The organism is Kribbella sp. NPDC050241 (assembly GCF_044459685.1).
Taxonomy (GTDB): domain Bacteria; phylum Actinomycetota; class Actinomycetes; order Propionibacteriales; family Kribbellaceae; genus Kribbella.
The window spans coordinates 1-1,127 of sequence record NZ_JBITJE010000033.1; the positions used below are offsets into that span (position 1 = coordinate 1).

The window sequence follows — 1,127 nt, forward strand, 5'->3', positions numbered from 1 at the left end:
CTAGTGCCGCGCGTCGTTAGTTGATTTACGGTTGGTGGTTGGGATGATGAGGCATGGCCAATCGTCCTGCTGCTGCGTTGGTGTTGCGTGAGGGTGACGAGGCGGGGTTGGTTGCGTTGACGCGGGCGTCGAGTGTGCGGGCCGGCCTGGCACAGCGGGCCCGGATCGTGTTGCTGGCCTCGCAAGGGGTGTCGAACTCCAGGATCGCGGAGCTGGTTGGTGTGTCGCGGCCGACGGTGATCGGCTGGCGTGATCGCTATGGCGAGCGGGGGCTGGCTGGGCTGGACGACGAGCCGCGTGCGGGCCGGCCGCGCACGGTCGATCATCGGGGCATCGTGGCGGCGACGTTGACGCCGCCGCCGAAGAAGTACGGCGTCACGCACTGGTCGTCGCGCCTGCTGGCGCGGCATCTGCGCATCGGGGACGCCACGGTGGCCCGGGCGTGGCGTGAGTTCGGGGTGCAGCCGTGGCGGTCGGAGTCGTTCCGGTTCTCCACCGATCCTGAGTTGGCGGCCAAGGTCACCGACGTGGTCGGCCTGTACTTGGCGCCGCCGGACAACGCGGTCGTGTTGTGCGTGGATGAGAAGTCGCAGATCCAGGCACTGGATCGCACAGCCCCGATCCTGCCCTTGCAGCCGGGGCTGGCCGAACGCCGCTCCCACGACTATGTCCGGCACGGCACCACGACCCTGTTCGCCGCGCTGGAGATCGCCACCGGCCAGGTCACCGCGGCCTGCAAACCCAGGCATCGTCACCAGGAGTTCCTCGCGTTCCTCAAGCAGGTCGCCCGCGCCCACCCCGACCGCGAACTGCACCTGGTGATGGACAACTACGCCGCCCACAAGCACCCCAACGTCAAGGCCTGGCTGGCCGACAACCCCCGCGTCAGCGTCCACTTCACACCCACCCACGCGTCCTGGATGAACCTGGTCGAGGTGTGGTTCTCCATCATCGAACGCCAAGCCATCCACCGCGGCACCTTCCGGTCGGTCAACGACCTCAACACCAAGATCCGTGCCTTCATCACCGGCTGGAACGACCGATCACACCCGTTCGCCTGGACCAAGACCGCCGACCAGATCCTCAAGAAAGCCAACCGTCAGAAGACCTCAGACGCGCGGCACTAG

The 1,127-nt window shown here is 67.1% G+C and carries 1 protein-coding gene; it reads left to right on the top strand.

What is annotated here, in order from left to right; genetic code table 11:
• Positions 1–53: 53 nt before the first annotated feature.
• Positions 54–1,127 carry an IS630 family transposase gene (locus ACIBG5_RS43625; RefSeq protein WP_396397994.1) on the top strand — a complete coding sequence of 358 codons (1,074 nt, stop codon included), beginning with the start codon at positions 54–56 and terminating at the stop codon, positions 1,125–1,127.

What these genes read in the sequence shown, in the direction of transcription:
- ACIBG5_RS43625 (WP_396397994.1), top strand. Translation starts at nt 54, where the DNA reads ATGGCCAATCGTCCTGCTGCTGCGTTGGTGTTGCGTGAGGGTGACGAG.